Origin of the sequence: Flavobacterium sp. (assembly GCF_030146175.1) — a bacterium.
Taxonomy (GTDB): domain Bacteria; phylum Bacteroidota; class Bacteroidia; order Flavobacteriales; family Flavobacteriaceae; genus Flavobacterium.
Window position 1 is genome coordinate 1 of the sequence record NZ_JASLCE010000107.1, and the last position, 21,067, is coordinate 21,067.

The window sequence follows — 21,067 nt, forward strand, 5'->3', positions numbered from 1 at the left end:
TTAACTCGATAACATAGAAATACGTTCCGTCTGGTAGTTCGCTTCCACCTTTCGATTGTCCAAACCATTGCTTAGTATAACCTGCACCATGGCTGAACACTTCTGTACCATATCGGTTAAAGATGCTTAGTTTCTCTACGTCGAAATTAGACAGGTCGAAAGTATCGTTTAATCCGTCATTGTTTGGCGAAATACCTCTAGGTATCACACATGAAGCAGAAATCTCGAAACTACTTTCGTTTGTACAAATTGCCGAACCTGTTCCGGTTTGAGCAAAGATGTAAACTGTTTGAGTAGTCGATACTACCTGTCCAGCTTGTAACTGAGCTCCAGTTCCACCAGTACCGGTATAGTATGCATTTCCTGCTGGTAAAGCCGGTAATGTAAATCCTTCACATTCTACCGTTACATCTGGTAATGTTGCAACCGTAGGTGTATTATAGATCGTTACATTGAAGCTATTCTGAGCATTACATCCTGCAGAAGTACTTGTGTATACATACAATACTGTTGTTGCATTAACAGGATCACCTGCATTTAACATCGTACCTGTACCACCTGGGCCAGTGTAGTAGTTATTATTAGCAGACAATGCCGGTAAAGTATATGCTCCACAAGAAGCTACGTCAGCCGGAGCATCAGCAGTTGCAGTCTGGATCGTTACCACAAAACTACTTTGATCTGTACAGAAGTTTGGCGCTACACCAGACTGTGCATATACATAGATTGTTTGTGAAGTTGTAATTGTAGAACCAGCTGTTAACAATGTTCCTGTTCCACCAGTACCTGTATAGTAATTCGCAAACGAAGGTAATGGTTGTAATGTATAGCTATCACAAACTGTTGCGCTTGGAATTACCGGAGCTACAATGTTTGTTGTAATATTTACTGTAAAACTATCTTCTGCATAACAGCTAGGGTTAACCGTAGACTGTAAGTATACATAAATAGTTTGTGTCGATGTGATAACATCACCTGCATTTAATACTGTACCTGTAGCACCAGAACCTGTATAGTAAGTACCAGTCGTTAATGTTGGTAAAGTATACGATCCACAAACGGTTACATCATCCGGAGCGGTAACTGTAACACCGTCGTTTGTTACAACTGTGCTAACAGAATTTGTACATCCGTCTACTGTTACTTCCAAAGTATAAGTACCTGGTTGTGACACCGTGATTTGCTCTGATGTTTCACCAGCGATTACAGTTGTACCGAAGTACCATGTATACGTTGGATTGTTAGCAGCAGTATAGTTTTGAGGTGTTCCAACAATCGTTACGTTTCCAGTACATACAGAATATGTAGCCGGCATAGTAACAATAGGCATTAGTTTAACAACTAAATTCACTGGAATGACACCAAAACAAGTAGCAGCATTTGCTCCTTCAACACGGATATAAATTGTTTTCGTGTTACTGTTATAAGGAACTGTTGCATCGATTGCACCTACTCCAGCTGTAGCATCAGCAGAAGAAGCATAATACGTTACATTATATGTAAACGCCGGGTTCTGACCTGCAACAACCTGAGCGGTTAATGTAGATAAATCAAAATCAGCGAATCCGTCGTTAGATACATCGTCACAAACTTTATAATCCGGCATAGTAACCTGATTAATTGTTGGTCCGAAAGTAATATTAACACTATCCGTAGGGTTGTTTGAACATGATGGTTTTGTAACCACTACGCTATATGTACCTGACTGAGTAACGGTTAATGTCTGACCAGTAGCTCCAGGGATAACGTTTGTTCCGTTATACCAAGTATAGGTAGTTGCATTAACAATTCCCGCATCTAATGTGTATGATGTTTGTCCACACAATACTTTATCCGGACCTAAGTCAACCGTACAAACGATATCACAGTTCGTAGAACCGGCACCTGGCTGACCCTGGTTGGTTTGTGCTAACGTAATGTTACCCGCACTACCGTTATAGTTCGTAATTTCAATTAAATAATACTGACCTGCAATAGCATTCGTAATATTAAAGTTCTCTACTGATGCCGTACTATAACTACATCCTACGTTTGCTCCAAGGTTACCACAACCAGCTGTTGGTGAAGTAAACGGTCCGTAAGCGATGAAATCCACGTCAATTCCTGCTCCAGTAGTACTTGTTTGTGAAATCTGGAACTGTAAGTTACCCGATTGTTGTACTTGTAAGAAATACCAAGTTGGGTTTGGCGTTGTTGATAAACACGCTACCGCTCCTAAGTTTGGTACCCCGATAGAACCTGGGAAGGTAATCGATGGTGATGTATTGTTCGCACAGAATGCTTGCGCATCGGCACAAGTAATAACCGTACCCACACAAAGGTTGAATGAATAGTTTTGTGCTGTTGTAGCATTACTATATACACGGATCAAATAGTTTTGTCCCGGTACTAAACCGTTTACAAGACTGTTGTTTGGATCACTACATACAATTGGTGTACCACCACATGCACTGTATACAGAGTGATACATATTGTCTGTACTTAAACCAGTCGAAGTTACATTTAACAACGCGATATAGTGTTGTGTATGTGTCGCTGTAAATTCAAACCAAACGTCATCATTCGGGTTACCACCACAAGTGTTTGGTAAAGCAGAAGCAGTTGATCCCGCTAATGTTCCCGGAGTTGTCTGACCACAAAGTGAATCTTCATTTACCGGTACGTGAATTGGCGCAGTACATTCGTCATTCGAAATTAACGTACGGAATGTTCCTTTAATCGACCAAGCACTGATGTCTGAAGCACTACAAATAGCTCTTACATAGAAATCATAAGGTCTTCCTGGCAACAATGCCGGTGGACCACTATAGGTAAATGGTGGAGGTGTATTAACAATTACCCCTGTATCTCCAGGAGCTGGTGCCGCAGAACCTGCTGGTAACACAATCACTTCCCACTGAGTAGCGGTACCCATTTCCTGCCAGTTTAGATCAGCAGACGTTTGTGTAATATTGGTAGCCGTTAAGTTTTTCGGTTTCGGACATGTTGGTGGTGGTCCACATGTTACTGTAGCATCCCATCCGTCACGTGTTCCACTTCCGTCTGAAGTAAATACAAATGTTAAACATCCACCTACAGTTGACTCAAATGGACCTGGTAAGTTTGTTGTTAAATCTCCTGCATACGTACCTAATAATGTACCTGTTGTTCCTGTACCTTCATATACACGTACAAAGTCAAAACCTGCTTCCGTATTGAAACTGTTAAATGTAACAGTAACCATATCAGTAGGGTTTGCCGGACAGATAGTAGTTGTTACGTTCGCGTTATTTCCGTATTGACCGCTAGGTCCTCCCGGATCATAGAAATGATCACCGGCACAGTAGTTTGGTAATGTTCTAAGTGTTCTAGGACCAGTCCATGTACTGGAATCCGTTGGGCTACAAACCGCTCTTACATAGAAATCATATTCTGTATTTGAGGTCAATCCGTTTAACACATACGGTGGTGGTGTATTTACCGTAGCCGTAATTGCTGTTCCAGGGATTGGGTTTGTATTTGGATCTGGAGTTCCTGTTGGAACTGCCATTACAACCCAGCTAGTTGCTGTTCCGGCTTCAAGCCAGTTTAACTGAACCGAGTTCATCGTAGGGTTAGACACTACAAAGTTTTTCGGTTTCGGACATGTTGGTGGTGGTGCACATGTTACAGTAGCATCCCATCCGTCACGTGTTCCACTTCCGTCTGAAGTAAATACAAATGTTAAACATCCACCCACGTTAGATTCAAATGGGCCTGGTAAGTTTGCTCCGGTTAAAGCACCAGAATAAGTTCCTAATAATGGAGACGTAGCATTTGGTCCGTTATATACACGAACGAAATCAAATCCGGACTCCGTATTAAAGTTAAGGAAAGTAACGGTAATCATATCTGCAGGAGTTGGCGCACAGATTGTTGTTGTTACGTTCGCATTGTTTCCATACTGTGCATTAGGTCCTCCTGGATCAAAGAAATGATCACCAGCACAGAAGTCAGCTTGTGTTTTAAAGTTTCTAGGTCCTGCCCATGTACTGGAATCTGTAGGACTACAAACTGCTCTTACATAATAATCATAATCAGTACTTGAATTCAATCCGTTTAACACATACGGTGGTGGTGTAGTTACCGTAGCCGTAATTGCTGTTCCAGGGATTGGGTTACTGTTCGGGTTTGGTGTACCAGCAGGTACAGCGATTACAACCCAACTTGTAGCTGTTCCCGACTCCAACCAGTTTAACTGAGCTGAATGAGCCGTGATATTCGATACTGCTAAGTTTTTCGGTTTCGGACATGTTGGTGGTGGTGCACATGTTACTGTTGCATCCCATCCGTCACGGATTCCACTTCCGTCTGAAGTAAACACGAAAGTTAAACAAGCTCCAGGTCCTGATGATTCGAAAGGTCCTGGTAAGTTAGCTCCTGTTAAGTTTCCAGAGTATGTTCCTAATAATGGAGACGTAGCATTTGGTCCGTTATAAACACGAACGAAATCGTATCCTGACTCTGTGTCAAACGAGTTGAAAGTAACGGTAACGATATCACCTGGATTCGCAGGACAAATCGTTGTTGTTACGTTGGCACTGTTTGCATATTGTCCGTTAGGTCCTCCTGGATCGAAGAAATGGTCTCCACCACAGTAGTTTGGTAATGTCGTGAATGTTCTTGGTCCAGCCCACTGACTAAACGATCCATCAGGACATTTTACTCTCACATAATATTGGTAGTCTGTTCCAGATGCTAAAGGCGCTCCGGTTACAGTTGTAGTAGCGGTATAAGCCGGTCCACCCGTTACCGTTGTTCCGGCAGTTTGTGGAATTGCTGTACCTAAAGGCTGAACGGCAACCTGCCATTCTGTTCCTGCTGAAGGGTTACCCCAGCTTAAGTTAGCCGAGTTCATTGTAATACCTGCAACAGCCAAAGCAGTTGGAGGCGCACATGTTACTTGCTGAATTACTAAAGTATATCCCGTAGTTTGCGGAGCCGCATTTGTAGAGATAACAAAGTAATAGGTCGTTCCTGCTGTTACCGGGAAGTTAGGAATGTTTCTGATATTGGAAGTAGAGTTTCCGATACCTGCCAAACAGCTAGTTCCGATATTAGCACAGTTATTATATACGAAAATCCCCGAATACGTTGCCGTAGGAGTCATCGAAATATCAATATTACCGGTAAAAGTCGCAGTATAAGAATACACTACATCATTACCCGTTAAATAGTTTGTTGTGGTACCACAACCAGTTGTTCCCTGGGTACCATTAATATTATTTCCGTAGTTACTGGTATTATCGGTAGTCGAATACGGTAATTGGGTTATCGCAATCGGTGCGGCACAAGTCTGTCCTAAAGATACCGTTGTAAAATAGAACGGTCCGGCCCAGTTACTTGGAACACCACCGGTACAGATAGAACGAACGCGATACTGATAAACAGTTCCTGGTGCTATAGGTGCACCCGTTGAAGTTGTAGTAGCCGTATATGGATTCGAGTTAATAACTTGTCCTACTCCGGTTAAAGGATCGGCAGAAGGGATTAATTCGATTTCCCACTGTGTAGAACCACTTGGATTCGTCCATGTTAATACAGCTGAATTCGTTGTAACATTGCTCGCTACCCCATTGCTAGGATCCAAACACTGCTGAACCAAATTGATATCATCAATTACAAAACGGTCACCATCGGCTGCAGTTCCAACTTGTGTATGCTCTCTTACAAAAGCAATATACACTTGCTGGTTAGCTGCTACAGCTGGCGACAGGTTCACTACCACCTCTCTGTATTCCCCTGCAACAGGAGATACCTGAGTTTCAGTCAAGTTAGCCACCTCGGTAGTAAAACTAGCCAAGTTGGTTTGTGACGACGTTGATATTTTAATTTTCAGTTTTGATCCCTGATCTCCGGCGCGGCCGTGAAGTCCATAGAAACGTAACTGCCCATTAGCCGGCACAGTAACCAAAGGAGAGATTAACCAATCCTGCTCGGTGTTTCCGTCTCCAATATTCACTCTTTCAACCATCGCGGCATAATTGCCTGTGTGGGGAGGGGATGCTGTGGAATTTAGCGGTGTACGCACCCACAGGTTCGCGTTAGCGGGTCCCATTCCTATGCCATTATGAGAGACAACCCAAGCTCCCCCAGGTCCTGACGGCGGAAAAGCACCTTCAAATCCTTCTGGGAAAACCTGTGAGTAACTCACAAAACTCAATAATGACATAAGAATTAATAATGTAATTTTTTTCATAATTAATCCTATGATTTTTGATAAGTTTAATCCCCAAATATAAAATAAAATTAGCAATAACTTAACGTTATATGTTAAAATTCACAAAAAAACCAGCTTAATAGCTCACTCTTTTTGTATTGTTAAATTATTTTATTATCAATTTCTTAACAATTCTCAATTCGAATGTTTGGTATTTCACATTTTCCTTCAAATACAACCGTCTCAGCCTATCTCCTTGAAACCAGTCTCTTATAATTTTACTGCAATCATCTCAGTAAAAAGTTTTTCAAAAAGTCCAATAGCACTACTATTTTAGGTAATTCCGTAGCCAAAAAGAGGCTAACAACTCCATTTCCGTTAGTCATTAACAGGAAAATAATGACTATAAAATTTCAAAAACTTTATTTTTCGCTCACAAAGGAGTAAAAAACACTTTAATACGCTTCTGATATATTTTAATATTTATTACCATTAATCGCGAAATGTTTATTTTTGTGCTTTAATAGAAAAGAATGTTAGAGAAAGAAGTAATCAATTTTGAAAAAACCGTAATTGTCGGAATCATTACCAAAGAGCAAAGCGAAGAAAAACTTAGCGAGTATCTGGATGAACTGGAATTCCTGACTTTTACTGCCGGAGGTGAAGTGGTGAAGCGTTTTTCTCAAAAAATGGACAAGCCCAACCCCAAAACATTTGTGGGAACCGGTAAAATGGAAGAGATCCAATACTATATAAAAGATAACGACGTTAAAACCGTGATTTTTGACGACGAGCTTACACCGGCACAACAAAAAAACATTTCCAAAGTATTGGATTGTAAAGTGCTGGATCGTACCAACCTTATTCTGGATATTTTTGCCCAAAGAGCCGAAACATCCTATGCGCGTACACAAGTAGAATTGGCACAGTGTCAGTATTTGCTACCGCGCCTTTCGGGTATGTGGACGCACCTTGAACGACAGCGAGGTGGTATTGGTATGCGTGGTCCCGGTGAAACCGAGATTGAAACCGACCGTCGTATTGTTAGGGATCGTATTGCTTTATTAAAAGAAAAAATCAAAACCATCGACCGTCAGATGTCGGTACAACGAAGCAATCGTGGCGCTATGGTTCGCGTGGCCTTGGTGGGTTATACCAACGTAGGAAAATCAACTTTAATGAATGCCATTGGTAAAAGTGATGTGTTTGTTGAAAACAAATTATTCGCTACTTTGGATACAACCGTTCGTAAAGTCGTGATCAAAAATTTACCATTCCTGTTATCGGATACTGTTGGATTTATCCGCAAATTACCGACACAATTGGTGGAATCCTTTAAAAGTACGCTGGACGAAGTACGCGAAGCTGATTTATTACTACATGTGGTGGACATTTCGCATCCGGACTTTGAAGATCATATCGCCTCTGTAAATCAGATTTTACAAGATATTAAAAGTGCCGATAAACCGACGATCATGGTATTTAACAAGATCGACGCTTATAAACACCTGACGATTGACTCCGATGATCTGATTACTGAACGGACAACCAAACACTATACGCTGGACGAGTGGAAAAACACCTGGATGTCGAAGGTGGGTGAAAACAATGCCTTATTTATTTCGGCAACCAGTAAGCAAAATTTCGAGGAATTCCGTGAAAAAGTATACGAAGCCGTACGAACGATTCATATTACGCGCTTCCCTTATAATAATTTCCTGTATCCCGATTATAAGGATGCTGTTGAAAAGGAAGAGGAATAAAAAAGGCTGTCGGTGGACAGCCTTTTTCTATTTATTTATACTTCTATATTACACCTGACAGGTTTTAAAAACCTGTCAGGTGTAAATTTTAAAATCCGTAATTGATTCCAAGGCCTAATACCTGACGGATCTGAAATCCTTTAAAAGCATTGTCGTCATAAATGGTTTGGAAAGCCAGATTGGTCGATAAATACTTGTTGATTTTCATCACTATATTTAACTGATAATCCAAATCGACGTTTTGCGGATCCTCCAGATAATTGGAGTACAGGTTTAGTATGTTTTCAACCGATACGTTTTCCATCAGGCTAAACTTATAATAAGCCGATGCATTAAAACCCAATTCATATCGCATACTTTTTCCTTCATCCACGCCAAAATAGGCCTGATTGGGCAAGGTAAAATTCTTGTCAACAAACGTTAGTTTAGACGTCGCCGGTGACAGGTTTACTTTTAGATTATCGCTTTTTTTCCAAAGCATACCCGGACCAAAAGACAGGTATCCCGGAGACAAAATGTTAGTGTATTCATTTCGGGTTTCGGCACCGTCGGCATCTGTACCATACGTATACCCTTTTGTCATCTGCGTTTTAAAGTTTAAAAAAGCAGAATAATACCAATAGCCTGATGCTTTTTTACCCAATAGCGAGTTTAACTCCAATCGGTCGTCCGTTTTCTTTTCAAAAGCGGAGTTCTTCGTTTTTACAAGCCCGTAAGCGGCAATAATTTTATTGTCCCAGGACCAGTCACCCTTCTTATAATTAAAATCGTAATTCACGCCGAGATTACCGGCGATATTGTTTTCTCCCCCGGCAACCCAATTGTTAAAGGCCGATTGATTAAGAAGGAATGAGACATTCCCTTTGGTTGTCCAGTGTTTTGTAGTATCCTGAACAGGTTCCTGTGCTTGAACGGCCATAGTACCGATAAAACAAAGCAGTGTCAATGCAATTTTTCTCATAGGTAGAATTTTCTGTTTCACACAAGGTAACAAAAAATCACAAAAAAATCACAAAAAACAGTGTAAAAACCGACAAATACTATTTGCGTTTATAAACCGGAACGGCCGAACAGGCTTCGCCAAACATAATGCTTTTGGCAACCGGCATCAGCTTTTGTGTAGCCAGCACATAGACTTCCTGCGGAACCGGTTTGCGGGAACATCCTTTGATGATCACCGGTTTATCCTGATAACTGCTATAATCCAGCTTTTGCAGGATTTCCTGATACAATCCGATTTCCATTTGCGGAATCGTTCCCCAGAAAACATTTTTAGCAACCGGCTCCAGATAAGCTGTGATCAACATAAATGCCCATGCGGGAACAATCGCATCCGTACTACAGGATAACGCCACAAAACCGTCTTTATAGGTTTCCCAGTTATGATTTTTAAGCTGTTCGCGGAAATCTTTTTCGCGCAACACCAGGCCTTCGTAAAGCCATTGCGAAACATCAATGGAAAAACGAGGTCCTTCCGGATAATAGTCTTCCAGGTCAAAAACCTGCAAAACACTATTCGCGACTCTGTTTACAATCTCTTCCATTATAGCATTCCCAGTTCGAGTTTGGCTTCTTCGCTCATCAGGTCTTTACTCCATGGCGGATCGAAAGTGATTTCCACTTCACAGGATTTTACCGCATCGATGGATTTGATTTTTTCTTCTACCTCCATCGGTAAGGTTTCCGCTACCGGACAGTTTGGTGAAGTAAGTGTCATTAGGATTTTTACGTCGTTGTCTTCGTTGATCATCACATCATAGATAAGACCCAATTCGTAAATATCCACCGGGATTTCGGGATCATAAATACCTTTCAGTACTTTTACCACATTTTCTCCCAGATTTATAGTATCGTTAAATTCTTCCATAACATTTAATTTTTGGACTGAAACGCCAAAGCATACATTTTAATTTGTTTGATCATCGACACCAGTCCGTTCGCACGGGTTGGTGATAAGTGTTCTTTCAGGCCGATCTCGTCGATAAAATCGGTGTTGGCTTCTAAAATAGCCTGCGCCGACTGGTTCGAAAAGGTACGGATCAGGATGGCAATAATCCCTTTGGTCAGGATCGCATCGCTATCGGCCGTAAAAACGATATTTCCGTCTTTTTCTTCCGCATACAACCATACTTTCGACTGACAGCCTTTAATAATATTTTCGTCTTTTTTATACTGTTCTTCAATGAGTGGCAGACTTTTACCCAGTTCAATGATGTATTCGTACCGTTGCATCCAGTCTTCAAACATCGAGAATTCGTCTACAATCTCCTCCTGAATTGCTTTTATCGTCATCTTCTTATTTTTTGTCGGCTAATTCATTTAGCTTATTTACAATTTTTTCAATCGCTGCCGGCGGAAATCCGTGGTCAAATGTAGGTGCGGTATACGTTCCGTCTTTGGTTTGTATCGTAAAATTGGCCATCGCAGCACCGTCATAAAACCTTTTTTCGGTAGGCGCTTTTAATTCCGGCACCGCTTTCAGATCTACTTTTTTAAAGTTCGTCAGGATATCATTCCACTCCTGATCCGAAAGTTTTATCACCGTAGGTTCGCCCATATCGTCCCTTTTACTGGTCACACGTAACTCCTTATTGTCCAGTACGATTTTTCGATAGAATCCTCTTGATGAAGCATCATATTCAAAAACCGGGTTTTGTTGTTCCTGTTTCATCGTTAGTTCGGTTTCTTTTTCTGTCGATCCGGCTATATTTTTCTTCGTACAGTTACATCCCGTACAGGTAATAATAACCGATGCCAAAAGGGTTACTAGTCTCATAGGCTTGTTTTTAGGATAACATTTGTTTTGCTTTTTTTACCGCTTCCACAAAGATATCAATTTCTTCTTTCGTATTGTAAAACGCAAACGATGCACGAACCGTACCCGGAATATCAAAGAAATTCATTACCGGCTGCGCACAATGGTGACCGGTTCTAACGGCGATTCCCAGTTTGTCTACAATCGTACCGATATCATACGGGTGGATTCCTTCGATATTAAATGAAATCAGCGAAGCTTTATGCGCTCCGGTTCCGTATATTTTTACACCTTCAATTTCCAATAATTTTTCGGTTCCGTAGGCTAGCAATTCCTGTTCGTAGGCTTCGATCGCTTCAAACCCGATTCCGTTCATATAATCGATAGCGGTTCCTAAAACGATTCCACCTGCGATATTGGGCGTTCCGGCTTCAAATTTATGGGGTAAATCGGCATAGGTTGTTTTCTCGAAGGTAACTTCTTTGATCATTTCACCTCCACCCTGATAAGGCGGTAATCGGTTTAACCAGCTTTCTTTTCCGTACAGGATTCCCACTCCGGTTGGTCCGCAAACCTTATGACCGGAAAACACATAGAAATCACAATCCAGTTCCTGTACGTCGGGACGTAAATGAGGTGTCGCCTGCGCACCGTCAATCAAAACCGCAGCACCAACCTGATGCGCTTTTTCAATGATTTCGGCAATTGGATTTACCGTTCCCAAAGCGTTGGAAATATGATTGACCGCAATAATTTTCACCTTTTCATTTAGCAACCTGTCGAATTCCGAAAGGATCAATTCTCCTTTTTCGTTCATCGGAATCACCACCAGTTTTGCACCGGTTCGCTCGCACAAAAATTGCCACGGTACGATATTACTATGGTGTTCGATAGCCGAAACCATCACTTCATCGCCCGGTTGTAACAGTGCGGCAAAACCATTGGCTACCAGATTAATTCCGTGTGTCGTCCCCGAAGTAAAAATAATCTCGTGATTGTGTTTGGCATTCAGGTGTTTCTGAATCGTATTACGGGAAACTTCATACGCATCGGTTGCCAACTGGCTCAATGTATGCACTCCTCTATGGATATTCGCATTGATTTCCTCGTAATATTTTGTAATCGCATCGATTACCACTTTAGGTTTTTGGGCGGTGGCGCCATTATCGAAATAGACCAGCGGTTTTCCGTTTACCGTTTGTGAAAGTATTGGAAAATCGGCTCTTACGGCCTGAATATCTAGTTTTTTCATCTGATTACACTGTTTTTTGTCAGATGGAATTGCAGACAAGTGAATCACCTGTTCCTCCATTTTTTTAATCCTTGCAAATTTACGGGATGTTTCTTTAAAAGACGCATAAATTAAGACAGATTTAAGGGAGCCTTCCCGGAAAGCAAAAAAGGCTGTCCAAAAGCAGACAACCTTTTTATTTATACCGTACCGACCTCGCATTTCGGTACGGCTTTATCATTTAGATAACGTATTATATTTTCTTCGAATAAACCTGACAGGTCTTCGAGACCTGTCAGGTTTTAAGTATTATATTTTCTTTGTTGGATGGATCCAGTAATACAAGGCCGGAATGATTAGCGGTGCAAAAACAAGCGTACTTAACAATCCTCCGATAATTACCGTAGCCAACGGACGTTGTACATCGGAACCGATTCCGGTTGATGTTGCCGCCGGTATCAATCCCAATACGGCCAATACCAGAATGGACAAGATCGCCCGCAATTGCTCTTTGGAGACTTTCTCGACCGTCTCTCGCGAACTTTCTCCGGTAATCCCTACATTGGCCCTGTTGAGCGCCGAGACGAGCAATACTCCGGCCATTACCGATATACCAAATATCGATACAAATCCTACACCTGCCGAAACGTTAAAGTAGTAACCACGCAATAACAAGGCTGTGATTCCGCCACCAAGGGCAAATAAGATACAAGCCATCGTAATCAACGTGTCTTTAAAGTTTTTATAAAGTGAGAACAGTAATATAAACACCAATCCGATCGTTAACGGAATCGTTAGTAATAATTGTTTTCCGGCACGTTCCAGGTTTTCATATTGTCCACCGTAAATGATCTGGTAGCCTTTTGGTACTTTCACCGTTTTGTTGATTTTTCCTTCCAGTTCTTTTACAAAACTCACCTGATCGCGTCCTACGATATTGGTTCGCACGGTAATCATACGTTTGCCATTGTAGTGGTAGATATTGGTTTGTCCCTGAATAAAACTTACATCCGCCAACTGATCAATAGGGATTAATGCCCCGTTGGTTGATGTTACCAGTAAGGATTTGATCTCGTCGATATTGGCACGGTGTTGTGGCAAATACCGCACTACGATATCGTATCGTTTCACACCGTCGTACAAGGTAGTGATCGCTTTTCCACCGATGGCGGCTTCGATAATATCCTGAACATCGGAAACATTAATTCCGAAACGGGCCGTTTTTTCACGGTCGATATGGATCGATAACTGTTCCTGTGGCCCTTCCTGTTCGATATTAACCGCGGCACTTCCTTTCATTTTATTGACAATCGACACAATACTGTCGGCTTTAGAACGCATCAACTGCAAGTCGTCTCCTACAATACTCACGGCTAAATCGGCCGCACTACCCGTTACGATTTCCATCACCTGGTCAATAATGGGCTGACCGGACGAGAAGCGTACACTTGGCAACGCATGTTCAAGGTCGGTACGAACCATTTTTACCAGTTCTTTTTTGGTAATCGTATCACTCCACAATTTATAATCTTTTAATCCGATCAGAATTTCGTTACGGTTGGCCGGAAACGGGTCGGTTCCATCGTCATTTCGTCCCGCCTGCGTAATGATGTAGGAAATCTGCGGATATTTGGAAATCACTTTTCGGATTTTAGGCGAATAGGTCGAGTTTTCCTGAATCGAAATACCGGCCGGGAAATTTCCACGGATAAAAATCGATCCTTCGTCCAGTTCCGGTAAGAACTCCGATCCCAAACGCGATCCGAAAGCAATCAGTACAAATACCACCGCCATTCCGATGTATACGGTTTTCTTATAGTTATTCAACAATCCGTTAAGGAGCTTGCCGTATTTTTTATCCAGATAATCCAGTACAATATTTTTATGTTCCTTGATTTCCGAATCGATATTCGAAACCACTTTGTTGTACACAAACGAGATCAGTACCGGTATCAGTGTTAACGCTGCTAACATCGAACCTACTACCGCAAACGACAGTGTTAACGCCATTGGAGAGAACAGTTTCCCTTCTACACGAGTCATCAATAAGATCGGCATATAGGCCAGAATGATAATCGCCACCGAGAAGAAAATCTCACGTCCCACTTCCTGAGCCGAAAGCATGGTGATTTTCACAATTCCTTCTTTGCGTTCTTCGATTGTGGCCTTTTTATAACGCCTGATCAGGTGTTCGGCCATTACCACGGCACCATCTACGATAATCCCGAAGTCGATTGCTCCCAACGATAGTAAGTTGGCCGGAATACCGGTTAATCGCATAATGATAAAGGCAAACAATAACGAAAACGGAATGGTAAGCGCTACCACTAATGCACTTCGCCAGCTTCCAAGGAAAAAGATCAACACGATAATCACAATACTGATTCCTTCGAATAACGTATGCCCTACGGTTTCCAGTGAATGATTGATCAGGAAACTACGATCGTACATCGTACGGATTTTCACCCCTTCCGGCAATTCGTGATCCTGTAGGTCGGCAATACGTTGTTTTAGCGCTTTTAAAACCTCACTCGGGTTTTCGTAACGGCGTAATAAAACGATCCCTTCCACCCCATTATTTACATCTACTTTTTCGTCCGGGAACGTATACCCCAAAACGCCGCTTGGTGGTGGTGGCATGATTTCCACTTCCCCTACATCGCGGATAAAAACCGGAAGTCCGTTGGCTGTTTTGATTACGATGTTTTCAATATCTTTTTCACTTTTAATCGCTCCGAGTCCGCGAACCGCAAAAGCCTGTCCGCCACGTTCGATTGTATTTCCTCCGGAGTTGATATTATTGGCGACCACTTTTTCTTCGATATCGGAGATTTTAAGGTCGTATTTTCGCAGTTTTTCAGGCGATAGCTGGATATGAAACTGTTTTAACGGTCCGCCAAAGGTTGTGATATCCGCAATACCGTCGGTTTGCAGCAAATACGGTTTGATCACCCAGTCCTGTAAATCCCGGATCTGAATAGGCGTAAAACTTGGCGGTGCTTCCACCACATAACGAAAAATCTCTCCAACTGCAGTTGACAATGGAGCCAGTTCGACTTCCACACCATCCGGCAGATCGGCTGTTGCCAATCGCTCCATAACCTGTTGTCGGGCGAAATAATCGTCTGTTCCGTCTTTAAACGTCAACTGAACGATTCCCAGTCCGAAAATCGTACGGCTTCTTCTGTCCAGTACGTTCGGTGTATTTTGCAGCGCCCGTTCGATCGCCACCGTAACCTGTTGTTCCACCTCTTCGGCAGCACGCCCTTTGTATTGGGCCACAACAATTACATTGGTATCGGCAATATCCGGATACGCTTCAATTTTTAATTGCGTAAAGCAAAAATAGCCCACCAGCATCAAAGCGATACTGATCCCCACTACAATCCATCGGTTTCTAAGTGAGAATAAAAGTAAATTCTTAATCATTTTTTACCATTGTTCCACAGCATGTGTGATAATTAATCCTCCGCTGTACACGTTTCGCAATTCTTTTATAGCTTCTTCCACATTTTCTTTTGTATCGACAAAAGAGATCACCAGAGGTGTTTCGTCAAAAGAAAATTCGCGGTTAGGCCTCTTTAGCTTTTGGTGTTTGCCAAAGCCCATAAATCCGTTAAATGCTGTTGCGCCTGCAATGTTTTTTTCCAGCAGGAACAATAAGATGAATTCGTATAAAGGACGCGCGCCTCTCAATTCGTCTTTGTCAATAAAAATCTGAGCCTGTACCATTGTATAACTTTTTAGTAACCGAATGACAATCCTTTAAGCTGCATTACTCCGTCTTTTACGACTTTACTTCCATTGTCGACTCCGCCGAAGATGATAATACGATCGCCAATCTGTTGTCCGATCTGCACTTCTTTTCGTTCAAACTGAGAGTCGCTTTTCTGTATAAACACATAGTTTTTCCCTTGTACCGTTACGATAGCGGTTTTCGGAACACTAATCGAGTTATTACTTTTTAAACCGAAGGCCACATTGGCATACATCCCCACTTTTAGTCTGTCGTCGGAATTATTTAATCCGATTCGCAGTTTCACCATACGCGTGGTAAAATCCACACGGTCGGCAATGGCTTCAATTTTACCGGTAAAGGTTTCGTTCGGATAGGCGGTAAACTGAATGCTACAGGTATCTCCTTTTTTTAATTTGCTGATTTGATTTTCCGGGATATCACTCACCAGATACGCGGCTCCTTTTTGTGCTCTTCGCAACAAATCCGGATCGAAACCAGCCGATTTTAACATGGCTTCGTGTTCGATAATCGCTGCTTTTTCGTTCGACAAATTAGTCATCTCCATCGATAATGCTGTCTGTGCATTTAACAACTCCTGACCGGTCATCGCGCCATGCTGATTCAGGTCTTTTGCCCGAGCCAACTCAATCTGACGTTGTTTGATATTGACATTACTAATTTGCTTAATGTTGATCTGGTGTTGGATCAACTGGGTATAATTGGAGGATAGTTCGGGGTTTTCGAACAACACAATATTGTTGGAACTACCGGAATCCGATCCCAGTACTGTTGCGCCCACCTGACCAACCGCCATCAAATCGCCGGTTAAGGAACCGCTTCCGATTACTTCGGTTTTAAAGAGATTGAATATACTCTTATCCTTGAACGTGATAAGGCTTCCGTCGTTTTCTACTTTCGGAGGCTGTGGGTCTTCTACTTTCTTTTTCTCTTTGGAATTGCAGGAAAGCAAGAGCCCTAAAACTAAAATTGAAAAAACACGTTTCATTATTGTGCAATTTGATTTATTAAACCTGTAGTGTATAGTAATTGGATATAACTTTCTTTATGTTGGTATACCGCTTCGTAATAATTCTCCTGACTGTCATACCAGGTACGCTGTGCTTCCAGAAAGTCGATTAAAGTGGTTCCGCCGCGCATATAGGCATATTTCACATTACTTAAAATCTGATACGACTGTTCTTTCATCTTCTTCAGATTGCCGGCATTCTGTTCGAACTGTTTGTAACTGGCATAGGCATTTCCAATTTCTGTTTTAATACGCTCCTGAGAAGTCGCCAGTTCTTGTTCGGCTTTATCTTTCGTTACCTGTGATTTTTTGATTTCACCTTGATTTCTATCGAAAAACGGCAGATCGATCGTAGCATAAATCCCGACATACGGAACACTGTTTTGCGGATTATAAACGGCACCCAATTCCGGTTGCGGATAGGCCATGCTTTTCTGAAGGGAGATATTGCTTTTCATCATCTCCACATTATTTTTCAGCACGTTGATATCGCTTCGGTTTTCGATGGCATTTTGCAACATCTGATCCTGATTTTGCAGTGCCGAAAGTTCGACCGCATCATCAGAAGCAATCGCAATATCGTTGCTTACACCCAAAGAAAATTTCAGTGTATTTAATTTGTTCAGGTAATCCTGTTTTGAAGTTTGCGACAACAGGTTGTATTGATTGGCTACCAATTCGGTACGATTGTAATCGGTCGTGGTAATCACCTGATTTTTCAATCGGTTTTTATTGATCGTTACCAGCGTATCCCAGTTGTTTTTGGCCATCAAAGCCGTTTGCCATTTTTTTTGCGCCAACCAGACATCAAGCCATTTCATCGCCACATCGGTAAGCAGATTGCGTTCGAAATCCTTGTAGGTTGCTTCCGAAACCGCTACGCTTTTGTTGGCCACATCGATTTTATTTTTTCGTTGTGACGGAAGTTGGAATTGTTTGGTTAACTGCCACCAAACCTGACGATTTTGGGAATTACTCCATTTGGTATCGGGCGCATAATGTGCCGATTCGGCCAGTTGTAGCGTCTGATTGTTTAAGGTAAGATTGGGCCGTAATTTAGCCGTAACCACGTCGGCTTGCGCCACCTGCACAGTGAGCTGTTCCGATTTGAGTTCCCGGTTATTGGCTTTTGCGGTTTGTAGTGCCGTTTTGATATCGTAAACCGTTTGCGATACCATAACGTCTTTTGCCATAACTACCAGGGCAAAAGTGAGCAATAGTTTCAATTTCATATAAAAACAGTATTGAAATTTGTCTTCAACAACGAATCCTAATTCTGCAACAAAATTCCACCTTCACCCAAATAAAAGCTAATTTATCTCATTAGATTTTTATTAGATTTTCATTAAGCCTCTGCATCTCGCAACTAAAATTAACAATAAAAATCGTAATATACTCGTATAAAACCATTTAAAATTCGCAAAACGCATCTTTTAAACAAAAAAAGCCTGACAATTATGTCAGGCTTTCATTTATTTTTAGTGGTCTTATATTACAAATCGAATCCCATATTAACCCCTAATTTAGTGGCAATGATACGGGCAATTTTGTTTTTTAATTCCGGTATTTTAATACTTGCCGTTACCTCACTTGTAAAGGCATACATCAATAAGGCTTTTGCTTCTTTTCTCGGAATTCCGCGTTGTTGCATATAGAACATCGCGTTTTCGTCCAACTGTCCGATCGTACAACCGTGCGAACATTTTACGTCATCGGCAAAGATTTCCAATTGCGGTTTAGCATTTATCGTCGCTTTATCGCTCAACAAAATGTTGTTATTTTGCTGGAAAGCATCGGTTTTCTGTGCTTCTTTTTCCACATAAATCTTTCCGTTAAACACACCGGTTGAATTGTCACCAAAAATACCTTTGTAATTCTGGTGGCTTTCACAATTAGGCTGTGAATGGTGTACCAACGTATAGTGATCCACGTGTTGCTTATCGCCAATAATTGTAATTCCTTTTAACGTACTGTCGATACGCTCTCCTTCGTGATAGAAGTTCAGGTTATTACGGGTAATATTTCCACCAAAAGTAAAGGTATGTACCGAAACGATACTTTCCTGTTTTTGGGAAATATAGGTATTGTCGATCAATGTTGTGGTTTGCACATCATTCTGAATCTTATAGAAATCGACAATAGCACGTTTGTGCGCGAAGATTTCGGTAACAGAATTGATCAATACCGGATTCTCGTTTAAGCTCTGGTGACGCTCTGTAATTTGCACATGCGCGTTTTCACCCACGATAATCAGATTTCGGGGTTGTACCATTAAAGCCGCTTCGTTTCCGGTGGAAAAGTAGATAATTTCGATCGGTTTGTCGGCTACTTTACTTTTTGGGATATTGATATACGCTCCTTCATAGGCAAAAGCCGTATTCAGAGACGTCAGACTTTCTTCTTTACTCGCTACCTGATTAAAATAGGTATCGATAATCATTTTGTATTTGGGTTTTGTCAATGCCGATGACATTAGACAAACATCCAGTCCGTCGTGAGTAGTCGATGACAAAAACGAACTAAAAACTCCGTCCACAAAAACCACTTTATAGGTATCCACATCATTCAGGAAGTATTTTTTTACCTCCTTAAAATCAACGGCACTTTCTTCTTTCGGAAATACACTGAAATCCTTTTTTAAAACCGCATTCAGCGATGTATATTTCCAGGCTTCCTCCTTTTTGGTTGGAAAACCTTTATTTTCAAAGTTCTTCAAGGCTTCAGTACGAACGTCGTGCAGGGTTGCCTGTACATCTACGCGTTCTTCAAAAGCCATAAAAGAGGCTAACAGTTTTTCTTTTAAATCCATGTTTATGCGTTTCAAAACCGGGACAACCGGTTATACCGAAATCTAGTTTTCGTTTTTAATCCAATCGTATCCTTTTTCTTCCAGCTCTAATGCCAGTTCTTTTCCTCCGGTTTTAACGATTTTACCATCGTGTAAAACGTGAACGAAATCCGGAACGATATAGTCCAAAAGTCTTTGGTAGTGTGTAATTACGATTACGGCGTTGTCTTTACTTTTCAGTTTGTTTACCCCGTTGGCAACGATACGCAAAGCATCGATATCCAAACCGGAATCCGTTTCGTCCAGAATGGCCAATTTCGGCTCCAACATCGCCATTTGGAAAATCTCGTTTCTCTTTTTCTCACCACCCGAAAAACCTTCGTTTAACGAACGGGATAAGAATTTACGGTCGATTTCCAGTAATTCGGATTTTTCGCGAATCATTTTCAGCATTTCATTGGCCGGCATTTCTTCCAGACCTTGTGCTTTACGGGTTTCGTTGATCGCCGTTTTCATAAAGTTGGTTACGGAAACTCCCGGAATTTCAATTGGATACTGGAAGGATAAGAATACCCCTTTGTGCGCTCTTTCTTCCGGTGCCAGTTCGATCAGTTCTTCACCTTCCAAAAGGATTTCTCCTTCGGTCACTTCATAATCTTCACGACCTGCAATTACCGAAGAAAGCGTACTTTTTCCGGCTCCGTTTGGTCCCATGATTGCGTGAACTTCTCCGGCTTTTACTTCCAGATTGATCCCCTTTAATATCTCTTTATCTTCTACGCTAGCGTGTAAATTTTTGATAACTAACATTTTCGCTTCTAATGTTTAATTTTTATTTGTAACGTTTCCGTTGCTTTTATACTGTTTGAAAGATTCGGATTAACCTACCGATCCTTCTAATGAAATTTCAAGTAATTTTTGTGCTTCCACGGCAAACTCCATCGGAAGTTTGTTTAGGACATCTTTACTGAATCCGTTTACGATTAGTGCAATCGCTTTTTCGGTTGGGATACCACGCTGATTACAGTAGAATACCTGATCTTCTCCAATTTTACTGGTCGTTGCTTCGTGTTCGATCTTCGCCGTACTGTTTTTGGATTCGATATACGGGAACGTATGTGCACCACAGTTATTTCCCATTAGTAACGAGTCACATTGCGAGAAGTTACGGGCATTTTCGGCTCTGGCACTAACCTGAACCAATCCACGGTAACTGTTTTGTGATTTTCCGGCAGAAATTCCTTTGGAAATAATCGTACTTCTGGTATTATTTCCTAAGTGAATCATTTTGGTTCCGGTATCGGCTTGCTGGAAGTTATTCGTAACGGCAATCGAGTAGAATTCCCCTACCGAGTTATCCCCTTTTAATACACATGACGGGTATTTCCAGGTTACCGCTGATCCGGTTTCAACCTGCGTCCAGGAGATTTTGGCGTTTTTCTCGCACAATCCTCTTTTGGTTACGAAGTTAAAAACCCCACCTTTACCTTCTTTATTTCCAGGGAACCAGTTCTGAACCGTCGAATATTTAATTTCGGCATTGTCAAGAGCGATTAGTTCTACAACGGCAGCGTGTAATTGGTTTT

Annotated in this window: 15 protein-coding genes; 1 reads left to right on the forward strand and 14 read right to left on the reverse strand. The window is 41.6% G+C overall.

The features are described from left to right. Window positions 1–6,217: fibronectin type III domain-containing protein (locus tag Q1R07_RS12305; RefSeq protein ID WP_300490654.1), on the reverse strand; the 6,217-nt coding region annotated here is incomplete at its 3' end. Between the two features lie 494 nt (window positions 6,218–6,711). Between Q1R07_RS12305 and hflX the strand changes: the two genes are divergently transcribed. Further along, on the forward strand, window positions 6,712–7,941 hold the full coding sequence (gene hflX, locus Q1R07_RS12310; RefSeq protein ID WP_300490657.1) for a GTPase HflX: 1,230 nt from the start codon (window positions 6,712–6,714) through the stop codon (window positions 7,939–7,941). Between the two features lie 88 nt (window positions 7,942–8,029). Here the strand turns inward: hflX and Q1R07_RS12315 are convergent, their stop codons facing one another. From Q1R07_RS12315 to Q1R07_RS12375, 13 genes are all read right to left on the reverse strand, one after another. Beyond that, window positions 8,030–8,902, reverse strand: coding sequence for a DUF3078 domain-containing protein (locus tag Q1R07_RS12315; protein ID WP_300490660.1), 873 nt, complete (start codon window positions 8,900–8,902; stop codon window positions 8,030–8,032). A 79-nt stretch (window positions 8,903–8,981) separates the two neighbouring features. Beyond that, window positions 8,982–9,485: a DUF2480 family protein gene (locus tag Q1R07_RS12320; protein ID WP_136404385.1), complete on the reverse strand. Its 504-nt coding sequence runs from the start codon at window positions 9,483–9,485 to the stop codon at window positions 8,982–8,984. Continuing rightward, window positions 9,485–9,808, reverse strand: a complete 324-nt coding sequence (locus tag Q1R07_RS12325) for an SUF system Fe-S cluster assembly protein (protein WP_136404384.1) — start codon at window positions 9,806–9,808, stop codon at window positions 9,485–9,487. The genes Q1R07_RS12320 and Q1R07_RS12325 overlap by 1 nt, the downstream gene beginning before the upstream one ends. Window positions 9,809–9,813: 5 nt before the next feature. Continuing rightward, window positions 9,814–10,233 carry a SufE family protein gene (locus Q1R07_RS12330; RefSeq protein WP_136404383.1) on the reverse strand — a complete coding sequence of 140 codons (420 nt, stop codon included), beginning with the start codon at window positions 10,231–10,233 and terminating at the stop codon, window positions 9,814–9,816. 4 nt (window positions 10,234–10,237) lie between these two features. Next, a complete protein-coding gene (locus Q1R07_RS12335; RefSeq protein WP_300490665.1) occupies window positions 10,238–10,717 on the reverse strand; it encodes a hypothetical protein in 480 nt (159 codons plus the stop codon). Between the two features lie 10 nt (window positions 10,718–10,727). Further along, window positions 10,728–11,948 carry a cysteine desulfurase gene (locus Q1R07_RS12340; protein WP_300490668.1) on the reverse strand — a complete coding sequence of 407 codons (1,221 nt, stop codon included), beginning with the start codon at window positions 11,946–11,948 and terminating at the stop codon, window positions 10,728–10,730. A gap of 288 nt (window positions 11,949–12,236) precedes the next feature. Beyond that, window positions 12,237–15,356 (reverse strand): CusA/CzcA family heavy metal efflux RND transporter, encoded by a 3,120-nt coding sequence (locus tag Q1R07_RS12345; protein WP_300490670.1) that lies wholly within the window; start codon window positions 15,354–15,356, stop codon window positions 12,237–12,239. Between the two features lie 3 nt (window positions 15,357–15,359). Continuing rightward, entirely contained in the window at window positions 15,360–15,659 is a 300-nt protein-coding gene (locus Q1R07_RS12350) for a DUF190 domain-containing protein (protein ID WP_300490672.1), read from the reverse strand. A gap of 11 nt (window positions 15,660–15,670) precedes the next feature. Further along, window positions 15,671–16,672: an efflux RND transporter periplasmic adaptor subunit gene (locus Q1R07_RS12355; RefSeq protein WP_300490673.1), complete on the reverse strand. Its 1,002-nt coding sequence runs from the start codon at window positions 16,670–16,672 to the stop codon at window positions 15,671–15,673. After that, entirely contained in the window at window positions 16,672–17,925 is a 1,254-nt protein-coding gene (locus Q1R07_RS12360) for a TolC family protein (RefSeq protein WP_300490674.1), read from the reverse strand. Before Q1R07_RS12360 ends, Q1R07_RS12355 begins: the two co-directional genes overlap by 1 nt. A gap of 260 nt (window positions 17,926–18,185) precedes the next feature. Further along, window positions 18,186–19,502 (reverse strand): Fe-S cluster assembly protein SufD, encoded by a 1,317-nt coding sequence (gene sufD, locus Q1R07_RS12365; RefSeq protein WP_300490676.1) that lies wholly within the window; start codon window positions 19,500–19,502, stop codon window positions 18,186–18,188. A 42-nt stretch (window positions 19,503–19,544) separates the two neighbouring features. Beyond that, window positions 19,545–20,291 (reverse strand): Fe-S cluster assembly ATPase SufC, encoded by a 747-nt coding sequence (sufC, locus tag Q1R07_RS12370; RefSeq protein ID WP_136404375.1) that lies wholly within the window; start codon window positions 20,289–20,291, stop codon window positions 19,545–19,547. A 69-nt stretch (window positions 20,292–20,360) separates the two neighbouring features. After that, a partial coding sequence (locus Q1R07_RS12375; RefSeq protein ID WP_300490681.1) for a SufD family Fe-S cluster assembly protein occupies window positions 20,361–21,067 on the reverse strand: 707 nt, incomplete at its 5' end.

Excerpts from the sequence above, each read along its gene's own strand:
- hflX (WP_300490657.1), top strand. The coding sequence starts at position 6,712 with ATGTTAGAGAAAGAAGTAATCAATTTTGAAAAAACCGTAATTGTCGGA.
- Q1R07_RS12315 (WP_300490660.1), bottom strand. The coding sequence starts at position 8,902 with ATGAGAAAAATTGCATTGACACTGCTTTGTTTTATCGGTACTATGGCC.
- Q1R07_RS12320 (WP_136404385.1), bottom strand. The coding sequence starts at position 9,485 with ATGGAAGAGATTGTAAACAGAGTCGCGAATAGTGTTTTGCAGGTTTTT.
- Q1R07_RS12325 (WP_136404384.1), bottom strand. The coding sequence starts at position 9,808 with ATGGAAGAATTTAACGATACTATAAATCTGGGAGAAAATGTGGTAAAA.
- Q1R07_RS12330 (WP_136404383.1), bottom strand. The coding sequence starts at position 10,233 with ATGACGATAAAAGCAATTCAGGAGGAGATTGTAGACGAATTCTCGATG.
- Q1R07_RS12335 (WP_300490665.1), bottom strand. The coding sequence starts at position 10,717 with ATGAGACTAGTAACCCTTTTGGCATCGGTTATTATTACCTGTACGGGA.
- Q1R07_RS12340 (WP_300490668.1), bottom strand. The coding sequence starts at position 11,948 with ATGAAAAAACTAGATATTCAGGCCGTAAGAGCCGATTTTCCAATACTT.
- Q1R07_RS12345 (WP_300490670.1), bottom strand. The coding sequence starts at position 15,356 with ATGATTAAGAATTTACTTTTATTCTCACTTAGAAACCGATGGATTGTA.
- Q1R07_RS12350 (WP_300490672.1), bottom strand. The coding sequence starts at position 15,659 with ATGGTACAGGCTCAGATTTTTATTGACAAAGACGAATTGAGAGGCGCG.
- Q1R07_RS12355 (WP_300490673.1), bottom strand. The coding sequence starts at position 16,672 with ATGAAACGTGTTTTTTCAATTTTAGTTTTAGGGCTCTTGCTTTCCTGC.
- Q1R07_RS12360 (WP_300490674.1), bottom strand. The coding sequence starts at position 17,925 with ATGAAATTGAAACTATTGCTCACTTTTGCCCTGGTAGTTATGGCAAAA.
- sufD (WP_300490676.1), bottom strand. The coding sequence starts at position 19,502 with ATGGATTTAAAAGAAAAACTGTTAGCCTCTTTTATGGCTTTTGAAGAA.
- sufC (WP_136404375.1), bottom strand. The coding sequence starts at position 20,291 with ATGTTAGTTATCAAAAATTTACACGCTAGCGTAGAAGATAAAGAGATA.